General features: G+C 36.5%; 14 protein-coding genes. 11 read left to right on the forward strand and 3 right to left on the reverse strand.

All coding sequences use genetic code 11. The features are described from left to right. Nucleotides 1–217: 217 nt before the first annotated feature. Nucleotides 218–1411, reverse strand: coding sequence for an OmpA family protein (locus ACFOOI_RS07975; RefSeq protein ID WP_379836822.1), 1194 nt, complete (start codon nt 1409–1411; stop codon nt 218–220). Between the two features lie 107 nt (nt 1412–1518). Between ACFOOI_RS07975 and ACFOOI_RS07980 the strand changes: the two genes are divergently transcribed. The 10 genes from ACFOOI_RS07980 to ACFOOI_RS08025 all read left to right on the forward strand — a co-directional run bounded on the left by ACFOOI_RS07980 (nt 1519) and on the right by ACFOOI_RS08025 (nt 11044). Continuing rightward, a complete protein-coding gene (locus tag ACFOOI_RS07980; protein ID WP_379836824.1) occupies nt 1519–3246 on the forward strand; it encodes an IlvD/Edd family dehydratase in 1728 nt (575 codons plus the stop codon). Nucleotides 3247–3251: 5 nt separating this feature from the next. Then, complete coding sequence (locus ACFOOI_RS07985) at nt 3252–4235, forward strand: GSCFA domain-containing protein (protein ID WP_379836826.1); 984 nt, start codon at nt 3252–3254, stop codon at nt 4233–4235. A gap of 52 nt (nt 4236–4287) precedes the next feature. Beyond that, on the forward strand, nt 4288–5397 hold the full coding sequence (locus ACFOOI_RS07990; RefSeq protein ID WP_379836828.1) for an Mrp/NBP35 family ATP-binding protein: 1110 nt from the start codon (nt 4288–4290) through the stop codon (nt 5395–5397). A gap of 128 nt (nt 5398–5525) precedes the next feature. Next, complete coding sequence (locus tag ACFOOI_RS07995; protein WP_379836830.1) at nt 5526–6011, forward strand: CAP domain-containing protein; 486 nt, start codon at nt 5526–5528, stop codon at nt 6009–6011. 52 nt (nt 6012–6063) lie between these two features. Continuing rightward, the gene (locus ACFOOI_RS08000; RefSeq protein ID WP_379836832.1) at nt 6064–6318 is read left to right on the forward strand and encodes a NifU family protein; all 255 of its coding nucleotides are present in this window, start codon (nt 6064–6066) and stop codon (nt 6316–6318) included. Between the two features lie 93 nt (nt 6319–6411). Beyond that, nucleotides 6412–8184, forward strand: a complete 1773-nt coding sequence (locus ACFOOI_RS08005) for a D-alanine--D-alanine ligase family protein (protein WP_379836834.1) — start codon at nt 6412–6414, stop codon at nt 8182–8184. Further along, nucleotides 8185–8811, forward strand: coding sequence for a ribonuclease H1 domain-containing protein (locus ACFOOI_RS08010; protein ID WP_379836836.1), 627 nt, complete (start codon nt 8185–8187; stop codon nt 8809–8811). Further along, nucleotides 8811–9521 (forward strand): tRNA1(Val) (adenine(37)-N6)-methyltransferase, encoded by a 711-nt coding sequence (locus ACFOOI_RS08015; protein WP_379836838.1) that lies wholly within the window; start codon nt 8811–8813, stop codon nt 9519–9521. The genes ACFOOI_RS08010 and ACFOOI_RS08015 overlap by 1 nt, the downstream gene beginning before the upstream one ends. Before the next feature lie 27 nt (nt 9522–9548). Then, the gene (locus ACFOOI_RS08020) at nt 9549–10505 is read left to right on the forward strand and encodes a glycosyltransferase family 2 protein (RefSeq protein WP_379836839.1); all 957 of its coding nucleotides are present in this window, start codon (nt 9549–9551) and stop codon (nt 10503–10505) included. A gap of 128 nt (nt 10506–10633) precedes the next feature. Further along, nucleotides 10634–11044, forward strand: a complete 411-nt coding sequence (locus tag ACFOOI_RS08025; protein ID WP_379836841.1) for a hypothetical protein — start codon at nt 10634–10636, stop codon at nt 11042–11044. Here the strand turns inward: ACFOOI_RS08025 and ACFOOI_RS08030 are convergent. Next, on the reverse strand, nt 11038–12306 hold the full coding sequence (locus tag ACFOOI_RS08030) for a replication-associated recombination protein A (protein WP_379836843.1): 1269 nt from the start codon (nt 12304–12306) through the stop codon (nt 11038–11040). The genes ACFOOI_RS08025 and ACFOOI_RS08030 overlap by 7 nt on opposite strands. A gap of 136 nt (nt 12307–12442) precedes the next feature. Between ACFOOI_RS08030 and ACFOOI_RS08035 the strand changes: the two genes are divergently transcribed. Beyond that, nucleotides 12443–13429 carry an aldo/keto reductase gene (locus ACFOOI_RS08035; protein ID WP_379836845.1) on the forward strand — a complete coding sequence of 329 codons (987 nt, stop codon included), beginning with the start codon at nt 12443–12445 and terminating at the stop codon, nt 13427–13429. Nucleotides 13430–13456: 27 nt separating this feature from the next. Here the strand turns inward: ACFOOI_RS08035 and infC are convergent, their stop codons facing one another. Continuing rightward, nucleotides 13457–14002 (reverse strand): translation initiation factor IF-3, encoded by a 546-nt coding sequence (gene infC / locus ACFOOI_RS08040; RefSeq protein ID WP_379836847.1) that lies wholly within the window; start codon nt 14000–14002, stop codon nt 13457–13459. Nucleotides 14003–14028 lie beyond the last annotated feature (26 nt).

Genomic DNA, 14028 nt, shown 5'->3' on the forward strand with positions numbered 1-14028 from the left:
TTATTTTTTGGATTGTGGATATTAGACCTTGATTTTCTAAAAAAGTATCACATTCTTTTAATTTTCGATGTGAACAATAAAAACTATCTAACGGTAACATAAATATCACACACATACACGTATGCAAAAATTATGCCATTTTAAAATTCTATAAAAAAAGGCCCCTCAACTATTATTGAAGAACCTCTTTTATTTTTAACATTTTTTATAACAAATACTATTTTTGTACAATTTTCATCTTTGGAAAATCGCCTCCAACACCACCAGAAACAGCATCTAAACGAATTAAATCTACTCCTTTTTTTGATAACAATTTCTTGATTGCAAATGCTCTTTTTACATTTAATTTTTCATCATTTTGAGGAGAGAAACCTGTTATTTTTATTTGAATATTTTTATCATTTTTTATTATGGAATAAAGACTATCTACTGCAGGTAAAGACTCAGGCTTCAATTCAAAACTATTCTCTAAAAATACAAAACTTTTCATTTCAAATTCTTTTCCAGCAGGCTCATTTCCAGCCACATAAGCTTTCAATTCTGTTAGATCATTATTACTTACTGGCATTACCACTTCTGCAGCCAATGAGTCTTTAATTTCAAGTGTATCGCTCATATAAGCAGACTCTTCTAATACCTCAACAGGTGTTTCTTCGCTATTAAAAATTGATATCTGATCTTTATTCTGATAAATCAAATATCCAACTAAAGCGGCTACTATTACCCCTACTAAAATTAGCAATAGTTTATTAACAGACCTTGGCTCACTATCAACCTCTATTTCATAGCTATCTTTTGCAATCTCCTCTTTTTTCTCAGATACATTTTCATTTTTTTTCTGAGAAGAAAACTTCATATTCGTAAGCTCTTGAAGTCCTAAAGCTGGAATCATTTTTTCCATTAAGGCATCCGGAGCTTTCTCAAATAAAGACTCATGGTGTTGCTTGATAAAATATGACAAATCCTCCTTGGTCATTTTTTCAGCATTAATTTTCTTTCCTAATAAATCCACTAGAATAGAAGAAATCAGACCTGAAAACATTAAGGTATTATTTTTGCTAGTGTTGGCGTATTGACCAATCATACTAAGCAAAGGACTTTTATAAGCAGGAAAAATCTGACTCAATACTTTTGAACCATCTTTTACCAATTCGTCAAATGAGCTTTTGTCTTTTAATTTTTCGTCTAAAGACTTACCTGACCCAACTTTCTGATATCTCTCGTTTACTTGATTAAATAGCATCCCAGCACTCATGTCGCTGTTTGATCTTCTGATTAAACCTGCCACAAGCGTATAGAAAATGCCTTTTGATGCAATTTCAAAATCGCCCAAATTATCAGTTGTATAGGTGTTTAACTTATCTATAAAGCTATCTGCCAAAATATTATCGAAACTTTCGAACAAATTCATATTTGAATTAAATTTATTTTTTTGGTGCAAAAAAACAAAAAAAACGTTGTTTTACCTATCTTTAAGGCATTAATATTATCTAAATAGTATTCAACCAATAAAATATAATGCAAGACCAAAACACAAAAAAACTTCGTAGCCAAGATTGGTTCGGGAAAACTGGAAAAGACGGATTCATTTATCGCTCTTGGATAAAAAACCAAGGATATCCTGCTCACCAGTTTAAAGGAAAGCCAGTAATTGGAATTTGTAACACTTGGTCAGAAACTACTCCATGTAACGGGCACTTCAGAGAAATAGCCCAATTTGTAAAAAATGGAATTTATGAGGCGGGTGGTTTTCCACTCGAATTTCCGGTGATGTCTTTGGGAGAAACCATAATAAGACCCACCGCTATGCTGTACAGAAATTTAGCTTCAATGACTGTAGAAGAAAGCATAAGAGGAAACCCTTTTGACGCTGTGGTACTCCTAACCGGGTGCGACAAAACCACGCCTTCGCTCGTAATGGGAGCAGCAAGCGTGGGCTTACCTACTATAGTGGTACCTGGCGGCCCAATGCTAAACGGACGTTTCCAAGGTAAGGCAATAGGCTCAGGAACAGACGTTTGGAGATTTGCGGATGATTTCAGAACCGGCAAAATGAGTGCAGAGGAATTTGAAGAAGCAGAGGCATGCATGAGCCGCTCAGCAGGACATTGTTCTACCATGGGTACCGCTTCTACAATGGCCGTAATGTGCGAAGCACTTGGACTAACCCTTCCCGGAATTTCGGCAATACCAGCGGTAGATTCTCGCAAAAAAATGCTTGCTCACATGACAGGTATGAGAGCCGTAGAAATGGTAAAAGAAGACCTCACTATAGATAAAATATTAACCAAAGAAGCATTTGAAAATGCAATAAAAATTAATGCTGCGGTGGGAGGCTCAACAAATTTGATTTTACACCTACTTGCTATCGCAAAACGTATTGGAGTAGATTTAAACCTTGAAGATTTCGATAGACTTGGAAGTTATATACCCCTCCTACTTAACTTAATGCCTTCGGGAAAATACCTGATGGAAGACTTTTATTATGCCGGCGGATTGCCAGTAGTTATAAAAGAATTAAGTGCAGAATTACGTCCTGAAGCTATTTCAGTAAATGGAAAAAGCATAATAGAAAATTCAGCAAAAGCTAGAAACTGGAACGAAGAGGTAATTAGCCCATTAGCTAAACCTCTAAAAGATCATGCTGGCATAACGGTAGTAAAAGGAAATCTTGCCGAAAATGGAGCTGTTATCAAAATTTCTGCGGCTTCTGAGCATCTTCTAAAACATCGAGGAAAAGCAGTTGTTTTTGAGACTATTGAAGACTACCACACAAGAATTGACGACCCCAATTTAGACATAGATAAAGACAGCATAATGGTTCTTAAAAATGTAGGGCCAAAAGGATACCCAGGGATGCCAGAAGTTGGAAACATGGCACTTCCTAAAAAACTGATAGACCAAGGCGTAACTGACATGGTCAGAATATCGGATGCCCGAATGAGTGGCACTGCTTATGGCACTGTTTTCTTACACGTTTCGCCTGAGTCAGCTATTGGAGGAACCCTCGGGTTGGTAGAAAATGGCGACTATATATATGTAGACGTAAAAAACAAAATCATCAATCTAGATGTATCTGACACAGTTCTAGCAGAAAGAAGAGCCAATTGGAAACCATTAGATCTTGGCTACGGAAGAGGCCACAACCAAATGTATATTCAGCATGTAAACCAAGCACACGAAGGTGCTGACTTTGATTTCCTTGTTGGAAACTCAGGCAGTAAAGTTTCTAGAGAATCTCATTAATATTTATGTACTTCAAAACTGATATTGAACCTAGACTAAGTGAATTTCCGATTAAATTTGGAGATAAAATACTTACTTTGGGTTCATGTTTTTCAGAGGTAATTGGTAGTTTTTTTAATAAAAACAAATTCAATTGTCTAACCAATCCTTTCGGAAATATTTACAACTTCAAGTCGCTTTTAAATGTATTAGAAGTTACATTAAAAATCAAAGAGTTAGATGTTTCTAAAATTATCGAAAGAGAGAACACTTTTTACCACTTAGATTATCATTCGGAGGTTTGTGGACTCTCAAAAGATGACTTAATTTTGCACATTAAAGAAATAAACAATGCTGTTTTTGAGCAATTAAAAAGCACAGACTACTTATTTATTACGCTTGGAACCTCCTGGGTTTATAAGCAAATAGCCACAAATCAAACGGTTTCAAATTGCCATAAATTACCTGCTAATATATTTACTAAAGAAATATTAGATCTTGAGGAACAAAAAAGTGTTTTCAAAAAACTGCATTACATCTTATCTGAAGTAAACCCCAGTCTCAAAATTATCATAACCGTTAGCCCAGTTAGGCACATTAAAGATAAAATTGAGCAAAACAGTGTAAGCAAGGCAATTCTTAGATTAGTATGCGATTTTGCTTGTAAAGAATTCCAAAATGTGGAATATTTTCCATCTTATGAAATCATGATGGACGACCTTCGAGATTACAGATATTATAAGGCAGACCTAATTCATCCAAACGAAATAGCCGAAACTTACATCATAGAAAAATTTAAAGAGCGATACTTTAATGAAAACGATTTGCTTTTATTAAAAAAATGGGACAACATAAGAAGCGGACTAAATCACAGGCCATTTAACCCAAAAAGTAATTCTCATCAAACTTTCCTTAAAAACTTAATGATTAAGCTCGAAAGCTTCGAAACATATTTTGATGTTAGTGCAGAAAAAGAAATTATACAAAATCAACTTTTGAGCGAAGCATAAAAGAACTTAAAAAAAAACATTCTTGTTAGAAAACAGAAGCAATAAAACCTAAATGGGAGAATTTAACATAAATAAAGAAAAAGTTTTAGCGGCTCTATCTACAGTAGAGGAACCAGATTTGAAGAAAGATTTGGTAACGCTAAACATGATCAAAGACATAGAAGTAGGTGTAAATCAGATTACTTTCACTGTAATATTAACCACCCCAGCTTGTCCATTAAAAGAGCTAATTAAACAGCGTTGTTTAGATGCCATCCACAGAGATTTAAGTCCTGATATAGAGGTCACTATAAATATGACATCTGATGTCACTACTAATTTAAACAAAAGTGTGGCATTGCCGGGTGTTAAAAACATCATTGCGGTTTCGTCTGGAAAAGGTGGTGTAGGAAAATCTACACTTACTGTAAACCTAGCGATGGCTTTAAAACAATCAGGTGCCAAAGTCGGAATCATCGACGCGGATATTTCGGGGCCATCTATTCCGATAATGTTTGGTGCTCAAGACATGCAACCTTTGGTGACTGTAAAAGACGGGAAAAACTACATAAATCCAATTTTACAATACGGAATCAAAATGATTTCGATTGGATTTTTAACTCCGCCAGACTCCGCAGTGGTTTGGAGAGGCCCAATGGCCAGTCAAGCTCTCAAGCAGTTTTTTAACGATGTAGATTGGGGCGAGTTAGACTACCTACTCCTTGATATGCCTCCGGGCACGGGCGACATTCACCTTACGTTGGTTCAGAGTGTGCCAGTTACGGGTGCTATCATTATTACTACGCCTCAAAAAGTAGCTCTAGCTGATGCAACCAAAGGCGGTTCTATGTTTGTACAGCCGAACATCAATGTACCTATTTTGGGTGTTATAGAGAACATGTCATACTTCACTCCAGAAGAATTGCCTGAAAACAAATATTACATTTTTGGTCAAGGCGGGGGTGAGCAAATCGCCAAGAAATTCAACGTTCCGGTTTTAGGGAATATTCCGATTGTGCAAAAAATCAGAGAAGGTGGCGATGAAGGTAGACCAATTATGATGGACGAAAATGCGATTATCTCGAAAGCATTTAAGTCAGCTGCAGAAAACTTAGCCCAGCAGATTGCAATCAGAAACGCCAATATGCCAAAAACAGAAACCGTAAAAGTAGGCGTTAACTAAGTTTACTATTGTCTTATATCACATTTAATGCTCTGAAATTCATTTATTTCAGAGCATTTTTATTTTAATGTACTTCCTATTTTTTGGAATAATTATTGCACTTCTATTTTTCTCTAAAACAGAATTAAATGCGTAAATATTTCGGACTAGCACTTCTATTTTTAATTATTTCTTGTCAAAAAAACAAGGAAGAAGTTAAAACCAAAAACTTAGTAAACAAAGATGAAGTACTGGCTGCTGTAAATAAAATCAGAAAAGCAGGCTGTAAATGTGGCGAAGTAACCTACGCTCCTACCGGACAAGTCACATGGAATCAAAACTTAGAGGACGCCGCCCTTTACCACAGCGAAGACATGAGCCAAAACAATTATTTTGCACATGTGGCACCCAATGGCGAAACACCTGCCGATAGAGTAACAAAATTTGGTTATCAATATCTGGGCTTTGGCGAAAACCTATATGCAGCATTTGGGTTTAGCCCAACTGCCACTGAAGTTGTAGAAAACTGGAAAAACAGTCAAACTCACTGCACAAACCTCATGAATCCGAAATTTAAAGAGATGGGCGTAGCTAATTTTAATAACTATTGGACGCAAATTTTAGGCTACAAATGAACATTTTGTGTCAAATCGGTGTATATTTGTAAAGAACATTTCATTCTCAAGCATGCAAGATTTACATTCGAAAATAGAAGCCGCCCTTGACACCGTTAGGCCTTACCTGATTGCAGATGGAGGAAACGTAAAAGTCTTGGAAGTTACTTCTGACCAAACATTAATTTTAGAATTTACCGGTTCTTGCGGCTCCTGCCCCATGTCTTCCATGACATTTAAAGCAGGTATAGAGGAAGCAATTTTGAAAAATGTACCCGAGATAAAAAAAGTAGAGGCCACAAATATACAAATGAGTCAAGCCTACTAATAAAAAAATATTTTTTTACTTTGCCATTTGATTCTATCAAATGGCATTTTTTTTTAAATTGCGAACTTAAAGTATCCGTTAACCCTGTAAGTCATGGACAAGAAACTTAAAGTAGGTATTTTTTTTGGTGGCCCTTCTAGAGAAAGAGAAATCTCTTTTTTAGGAGGTCGAACTGCTTATGAACATCTTGACAAAAGGTATTTTGAACCTGTGGCTATATTTGTTGACAGTATAGGAAACTTTATAAAAGTTGACCCAGAGGAGATTCTTTACCAATCTGATATTAGAAGTTTTTATCCTTCAAAAAACCAAAACAACGGCTACAAAATATATATTGAGTCTCTAGGACCGCTGAAAGACACGCAGTTATATAAATTGATCTACAAAATAGGCTCACAAGTAAAAATTGAAGACCTTAAAAACCACATGGACTTTGCGTTTGTGGTTATGCACGGGCCATATGCCGAAGACGGAAATATACAAGGATTGTTAGAGTGGGTAGGAATTCCGTACATGGGACCTGGCATTTTAGCCTCAGGAATTGGAATTGACAAATCATTTCAAAATAAGTTATTGGCGGCAGCCACTGGACAAACCAAAAAATTCAAGACAATTTCAAAACAAGAATGGGATTCTGCTGACAAATCTAAGCTTTTCTCAAATCTTATCTCGGAATTTGGATTTCCATTAGTCATCAAAGCACCTCATCAGGGTTCATCTATTGGTGTTTCTATAATTAAAAAACGTAGTTTAGAAGAATTTTCAAAAGGCATGAGCCAATGCTTCTTTGAGACACATTTTTATGCCAAAGAATGGAATAAACTAACGACAAGACAGAAGAAAAACCAAATGGAAAAACTCTCAAACCTCGACGAGGGCATTGGGTTTCCGGCGGTATTGAATAATCAAATTATCTATCACCCGGCAGTATTGCTTAAAGAATTAGATAAACATCTAAAAACAGAAGAAGTAGCCGTTATAAGCTCTACAAACTCTGAAGACCACGTATTAATAGAAGAGTTTACTACTGGGCAAGAGTTTTCGTGTGGTGTGATACAAGACGACAGCGGCAAAGCAATTGCCTTGCCACCCTCTGAAGTTTATGGCGACATACAAACATTTGATTTTAAGTCAAAATACAAATCTACAGCAAGTAAAAAAAGAATCCCTGTAGATACCAAGCATGAAAACTTAGTTAATATTCATAAAAAGATATTAGCTGGTTTTGAAATGACCAACATGAATGTCATTAGTAGAATCGATGGTTTTTTAACTGAAGACGACGAGGTGATCTTACACGACCCAAATACGATTCCAGGCATGTCTCCTGCCTCTTTTATTTTCAAACAAATGGCTGAGATTGGTTTTTCAATCACAAACTCAATCACGTATTTGATTAGGCAGTCAATAAGAGAAAGAATTAGGTCTGGAAAAAATGTATTTCAGCTAAAACAATTGCTGCAAAAAATTGATGATTTAATAGCAGAAAGTAAAAAGAAACCAAGACAAAAACTAGCCATTCTTTTTGGAGAAAATGACGAAGAATATCGCATTGCTCAAAAGAAATTTGGCCATTTTGGAGGCGATGAACGCTTTGAACCAATACCAATTTGTGCTGCAAAAAATGGTAATAGATATATTATTCCCCTAAATTTGATGTTTAAGCCAGACATAAATGAGTTTGGAACATCAATTGGCAAAACTACGCACCCATTTATTCAAGAAAACATAGCAAACACCGCCGCTATTCGTGAGTTTTATATTGGAGATGTAAATTTTAAAGTATCTAAAATCTCCGAGATGGAGTTTGATTCAATATTTAAGGCTACCTACAATTGTGCCTTAGACCAGCTGGAAGAAGTATAAATGGCCAAAAAAAACAAATACTATGTGGTTTGGAATGGCCGCGAAAAAGGAATTTTCAGGTCATGGGATGAATGCAAAGCTCAAGTAGATGGCTTTGAAGGGGCACAATACAAGTCTTTTGAATCTCAAAAAGAAGCAGAAGCTGCTTTTAAGCAAAATTTCTATAAGGTAGTGGGTGCTTCTCAAAAAGTAACCCAAACCAAACTAACAAATGTAGGTTCTCCCATAAAAGGTTCAGTGGTAGTTGATGCGGCTTGGAACACCCGAAGCGGCGACATGGAATATCAAGGCTTTGACTTTAGCAACGGAAACCTTTTGTTTAAAAAAGGCCCATTTTTTGATGGTACTAACAATGTAGGCGAATTTTTAGCCATTGTGCATGCTTTGGCACACCTCAAAAAACACAACTTAGACACACCGATATATTCTGACTCAAAAACCGCAATTAGTTGGGTTAAAAAGAAAAAAGCCAACACTAAACTAGATCAAACGCCTAGAAATGCTGAGCTTTTTGAATTAATGGAAAGGGCAGAAAAATGGTTAAAAGACAATAATTACAAGAACCCAATCCTGAAATGGGAAACCAAAGCTTGGGGAGAGAATCCAGCAGACTTTGGAAGAAAATAATGTTTCGATTTAAGCAATTTACGGTTATTCAGGACAAAGCAGCCATGAAAGTCTGCACAGACTCTTGTTTATTCGGGAGTTTGATAAATGCGAATGAATGCCACTCAATACTAGATATTGGCTCAGGTACAGGTCTTTTGAGTTTAATGTTGGCACAAAAGTACCCAAAAGCAAAAATAACTGCAGTAGAGATTGACCCAGAAGCAAGTATTAATGCCAGAGAAAACATTGAAAATGCTTTGCCTTTATCTAAAAACATTTCGTTTGTAGAGGCAGACATCAAGACTTTTAAGGAAGACCACTTACAGAAATATGACCTTATTATTTCGAACCCACCGTTTTATCAACAATATCTAAAGTCGCCCAAGGACAAAAAAAACATTGCCCATCATAATGAACTCCTCACTTTTTCAGATTTAATAGATGCTATATTGAAGTTACTAGCTCCAAATGGCCAAGTGTGGATTTTGCTTCCGCCTTTCGAAATGAGTAGATTTGAAAGTATTTGTCTTTTAAAGGGGCTTTTGGCACAAGAAATGTTTAGTATAAAACATAACTCTGAAAAACCTCCAATTCGGATGGTGGCGAGATTTAGTGAGCAAAAAAATACCGTTGTTACCACCGAAGTGATTAACATACACGAAAAAGACAATAAAACGTATTCAGAAAGATTTATGAATTTACTAAGAGATTATTACTTGATTTTTTAGAGATTTGTAAAAATATATCACGTGCATATGGAAAAAATAGAAATTTCAGTACTAATACCACTTTACAACGAAGACGAATCATTGTCTGAATTACATGATTGGATCAAAAAAGTAATGGAAGAACATGACTTTTCATATGAAATTTTGTTTGTAGACGACGGAAGCACAGACGACTCGTGGAATGTAATAAAAGGCCTTCAAGCGAAAAACCCAAAGGTAAGAGGATTTAAATTCAGAAGAAATCAGGGTAAAACTGCGGCACTTCAGACGGGCTTTAATGCCTCTAATGGCGATGTAGTAATCACCATGGATGCTGACTTACAAGATAGCCCTGAGGAAATTCCGGAATTGTATAGAATGATTACCAAAGACGGTTACGACTTGGTATCGGGTTGGAAACAAAAACGTTATGACCCAATCACGAAGACATTGCCTACCAAACTATTTAACGCAGTAACTCGCTCAATATCTGACATTTATCTACACGATTTCAACTGTGGACTAAAAGCATATAAATCAGAAGTGGTAAAAAACATTACCATTTATGGCGAAATGCACAGATATGTGCCTGTAATAGCAAAATGGAATGGCTTCGGAAAAATAGGTGAAAAAGTAGTACAACACCAATCAAGAAAATATGGACATACAAAATTTGGTTTGGAGCGTTTTATCAACGGTTTCCTAGATTTACTTTCTATCACCTTTGTCAATAAATTTGGAAGAAGACCGATGCACTTTTTTGGTTCATTTGGTTTCATTTCCTTTTTCTTCGGAACGCTCATTACCTTATTTTTGATTTTCGAAAAAGTATACTGCATTTATACACAAAAACCATTCAGAAACGTAACCGACAATCCCCTATTTTATTTAGCCTTAGTGGCGATCATTTTGGGTAGTCAATTATTCTTAGCTGGTTTTTTGGGTGAATTATTTGTAAAACAAAATGTAGACAAAGAAGACTACACAGTGTCAGAAGAAGTTTAATCTGAGAAATAATCGTATAAATAATAGAAAAAGCTCGATTTAAGTCGAGCTTTTTTTGTTTCTATTTTCCACTCTTATCAGACTTAAACTTTTTTTATCTAAATTCACATCATCAACCCTTAAATAATATGAACCCTTATCTTAGAAATACCTTAGCTGTAATAATCGGCTGCATAGTTGGTGGAGTAGTAAATATGGCCATTGTCTTAGCAGGTCCGCACATAATACCTCCACCAGAAGGAGTAGACATGACTACTATGGAAGGTCTACTGGCTTCTATGCATTTACTTAAACCTGTCAATTTTATTATGCCATTTTTAGCACACGCTTTAGGAACTTTGGCTGGAGCATTCCTAGCTGCTAGAATAGCCGCCACCCAAAAAACTTGGATGGCACTTTTGGTAGGTCTTGGTTTTTTAATTGGAGGAATTATGAATATACAAATGCTATCTTCGCCACTTTGGTTTAGTATTCTTGATTTGGGCTTAGCTTATTTCCCGATGGCTTTTTTAGGTGGTTTCTTAAATAAAAATCAATAGCCGTACCAGTCTTTCCACCAGGTTTGCAGCGAGCGTTTTATTTCGTTTTCTCTTGCATTTTCGCCTGGCTCATATACTTTTTGACCTTTTAACTCATCTGGCATGAAGTTTTGCTGAGCAAAATTCCCTTGATAGTTATGTGAGTATTTATAATTTTTTCCATAGCCAATCTCTTTCATTAGTTTGGTTGGAGCGTTTCTTATATCTATCGGAACTGGCAAATGAGACGTTTGCTCTGCCAACGCAATGGCCTTGTCTATGGCCACGTACGAGGCATTTGACTTTGGAGAAGTAGCCAAATATATGGCAGTTTGTGACAGAATAATTCGTCCTTCAGGATATCCGATTTTCATGATGGCATCCATACAAGAATTGGCCACCATCATGGCCGTAGGATTCGCCAAACCTACATCTTCAGAAGCTAAAATGAGCATTCTGCGGGCTATAAACTTGGGGTCTTCACCGGCCACTATCATTCGGGCCATCCAATACAAAGCCGCATTGGGATCAGAACCCCTAATTGATTTAATAAAAGCCGAAATTATGTCATAATGCTGCTCACCTGACTTGTCGTACCTGGCTAAGTTCTTTTGAACTATTTCTTCTACCAGTTCATCGCTTATCCTTATTTTTTCTAAACCCACTTGAGAATTTACGACCAACTCAAGAAGATTTAATAATTTTCGACCATCTCCTCCGCTGATTCTAAAGAGTGAATCGGTAGTGACCACCTCTATATTTTTTTCTTTTAGCCATGGATCCGTGGTTAGTGCCCTATTTAAAAGTCCAGATAATTCTTCTTTTCCAAATGCCTCTAAAATATATACCTGGGTTCGAGACAATAACGCGGAATTTACTTCAAACGAGGGGTTCTCTGTAGTAGCTCCTATCAGAGTCACTTGCCCTTTTTCTACTGCCCCCAAAAGGGCGTCTTGCTGAGACTTATTAAATCTATGTATCTCGTCTATGAAAAGAATAGGCGGAAACAAGCCAGAGGGCTTAGAGAGCACTTCTCGCAAGTCTTTGACCCCGGCACTGATTGCACTTAAACTATGAAATTGCCTTTTTGTAATTTCAGCCATCATAAGTGCCAGAGTTGTTTTGCCGACTCCTGGAGGCCCCCACAAAATCATAGAAGGTACTATGCCAGACTCAAGTGCTCGTCTGAGTGGCTTTCCTTTTCCTAAAATATGTGATTGACCTATGTAATCGTCCAAGGTTCTTGGTCTTAACCTTTCGGCCAGCGGTGCATATGATTCCAATTTGCTAATGTTTATTAATCAAAGTAAAGTTGGGCAAAGCAAAATTAAATTCAAAATGAGAATGTGTTTTAAAATGATAGAAAAGTGTTTTTTTGACAATAATAAGTAACTTTGATTATTCAATCAAAACATAAAAATGAAATTTAGAACGCTAGGAAAAACAGGTATTCAGGTATCCGAAATCAGTTTGGGGACATGGCAAGTAGGTGGCAAATGGGGAAGTGATTTTGACCACAAATTGGCTCAAAAAATCCTGAACGAAGCTGCCGACCAAGGGATTAACTTTATAGACACCGCAGACGTTTACAGCGACGGCGAATCAGAAAAAGCAATTGCTGCTTTTTTGAAAACCAGAAAAGAAAGGTTTTATGTGGCCACCAAAAGTGGTAGACAAATAAACCCACATACAAACGAAGGTTACACGCCAGCAGTATTACGCAAATATGTAGAAGATAGCCTAGGCAGGCTACAAGTGGACACCTTGGACCTTTTACAACTACATTGCCCACCTACTCAAGTGTTTTATAGACCGGAGATTTTTGAAGAATTTGATAAATTAAAACAAGAGGGTAAAGTACAAAACTTAGGCGTAAGTGTTGAGAAAATAGAAGAAGCTTTAAAGGCTATCAACTACGACAACGTTACTACGGTGCAGATCATCTTCAATATGTTTAGGCAAAGACCTGCTGAGTTGTTTTTTGAACAAGCAAAAAAGAAAAACATAGGCGTGATAGTGCGTGTACCTTTGGCGAGTGGCCTATTAACCGGGAAATTCAACTCTAAATCAACCTTTAATGCAGGCGATCATCGATCATTCAACAGAAACGGTGAAATGTTTGATAAAGGCGAAACTTTCTCTGGTATAAATTATGAAACGGGATTAAGGGCGGTAGATGAGCTAAAAGCCGTTTTCCCAAAAAGAGAAAACTTGGCAATAGTAGCCTTAAAATGGATTTTGATGTTTGACCAAGTGAGCACAGTGATTCCGGGTGCTTCGAGACCAGAACAAGTAAGTCAAAACTTACAGGTCTTAAATGAGCCGCCACTAACCGAAAGCGAGATGGAAGCAGTCAAAAATATCTATCAAAAATATTTCAGCAAAACCATTGAACACTGGTGGTAATACAAAAAAAATTAGCCGAGCAATCGGCTAATTTTTTTGCTTAGGAGCAATTATTACTATTAATCTTTTTCCTTCCAATTTGGGCGGTGCCTCAGGCTTGCCTAATTCTTCGAGGTTCTTAACAAACTTATCAAGTAACTCAAACCCTTGGTTTTTGAAGACTATTTGTCTACCAATAAACTGTACGTAAGCTTTTACTTTTGAATTTTCTTTCAAAAAGTTTTCAGCATGTTTAAGTTTAAAGTCGAAATCATGATCATCTGTTTGAGGACCAAATCTGATTTCTTTGATAACAGTTTTAGACTGTTTCGCCTTTAACTCTTTTTGCTTTTTCTTAATTTCATACTTAAACTTAGAATAATCCACTACTCTACAAACCGGTGGTTTAGAGTTAGGCACTATCTCAACAAGATCTAAATTCTGATCTTTGGCTATCTGAAGGGCTTGTGCAAAAGTAAAAACGCCTTGCTCTACGTTATCACCGACAAGTCTTACTTCTGCTAAACCTCTAATCTTTTCATTAATTCTATGTTCGTCTTCTTTTCTAACCGGTGGACGATACGGTCTTCTCATGTTTTTTGCCATTAAAAATATTTAAA

This window comes from Lacihabitans lacunae, from assembly GCF_042649125.1.
In the GTDB taxonomy this organism is placed as follows: domain Bacteria; phylum Bacteroidota; class Bacteroidia; order Cytophagales; family Spirosomataceae; genus Leadbetterella; species Leadbetterella lacunae.

Coding starts and splice junctions, on each gene's coding strand:
- ACFOOI_RS07975 (WP_379836822.1), bottom strand. CDS start 1,411: ATGAATTTGTTCGAAAGTTTCGATAATATTTTGGCAGATAGCTTTATA.
- ACFOOI_RS07990 (WP_379836828.1), top strand. CDS start 4,288: ATGGGAGAATTTAACATAAATAAAGAAAAAGTTTTAGCGGCTCTATCT.
- ACFOOI_RS07985 (WP_379836826.1), top strand. CDS start 3,252: ATGTACTTCAAAACTGATATTGAACCTAGACTAAGTGAATTTCCGATT.
- ACFOOI_RS08035 (WP_379836845.1), top strand. CDS start 12,443: ATGAAATTTAGAACGCTAGGAAAAACAGGTATTCAGGTATCCGAAATC.
- ACFOOI_RS08000 (WP_379836832.1), top strand. CDS start 6,064: ATGCAAGATTTACATTCGAAAATAGAAGCCGCCCTTGACACCGTTAGG.
- ACFOOI_RS08025 (WP_379836841.1), top strand. CDS start 10,634: ATGAACCCTTATCTTAGAAATACCTTAGCTGTAATAATCGGCTGCATA.
- ACFOOI_RS07995 (WP_379836830.1), top strand. CDS start 5,526: ATGCGTAAATATTTCGGACTAGCACTTCTATTTTTAATTATTTCTTGT.
- ACFOOI_RS08020 (WP_379836839.1), top strand. CDS start 9,549: ATGGAAAAAATAGAAATTTCAGTACTAATACCACTTTACAACGAAGAC.
- ACFOOI_RS08005 (WP_379836834.1), top strand. CDS start 6,412: ATGGACAAGAAACTTAAAGTAGGTATTTTTTTTGGTGGCCCTTCTAGA.
- infC (WP_379836847.1), bottom strand. CDS start 14,002: ATGAGAAGACCGTATCGTCCACCGGTTAGAAAAGAAGACGAACATAGA.
- ACFOOI_RS08010 (WP_379836836.1), top strand. CDS start 8,185: ATGGCCAAAAAAAACAAATACTATGTGGTTTGGAATGGCCGCGAAAAA.
- ACFOOI_RS08015 (WP_379836838.1), top strand. CDS start 8,811: ATGTTTCGATTTAAGCAATTTACGGTTATTCAGGACAAAGCAGCCATG.
- ACFOOI_RS07980 (WP_379836824.1), top strand. CDS start 1,519: ATGCAAGACCAAAACACAAAAAAACTTCGTAGCCAAGATTGGTTCGGG.